General features: G+C 43.0%; 1 protein-coding gene. It reads left to right on the forward strand.

The window, feature by feature from the left end; all coding sequences use genetic code 11:
• On the forward strand, positions 1-433 hold a 433-nt coding region (locus LU493_RS19470), incomplete at its 5' end, for a hypothetical protein (protein WP_275289461.1).
• Positions 434-556: the final 123 nt, after the last annotated feature.

Here is a 556-nt window from a genome sequence, read left to right on the forward strand (position 1 = left end):
GGAACGGGCAGATGAAATAAATTCTCGACAGTTTTCTGCGCTGGATGTACTGGTCAAAGCCGATTTATTAACAGTAAAAGATACCCTGGTTGATGACGTTATTGGTTTTACTAAGACGGGTAAGAAAGTGCCAGGCCGTGAATATGCTCTGACAGAAGAGGGGAAAAAATATCTGAAGTCTCCGGAACGGCCTGATTTTTGCGTTGGTCATTATAAGGTGTATGAGATAGTTGATTTTACCGAACCTGGTGATGCTATGGGAATGAAGATCACGCAGGTGAATTACACATTCAGTCCCACCAGTATCGCTGAATGGGCGAAACGCGATGATGTTCGGACAGCATTTTTAGGACTTGAGTCTGATTTGAAAGAGAAACAAACAAAACGTATTACACTGGTTTTGAAAAATGATGGATGGTCTGCTGAACGGTAGGCTGTAATGGTGTTGCTACGTGAAAAATCCCCCACGTATATCCCCTACTTTTTCACGGATTTCACGTAGCGCACCGCCGTTAATGACTCTATCAAAAATACTCACCGATATTTTTCACACCGC

Origin of the sequence: Halomonas elongata (genome assembly GCF_029081005.1) — a bacterium.
Taxonomy (GTDB): Bacteria; Pseudomonadota; Gammaproteobacteria; order Pseudomonadales; family Halomonadaceae; genus Halomonas; species Halomonas elongata_B.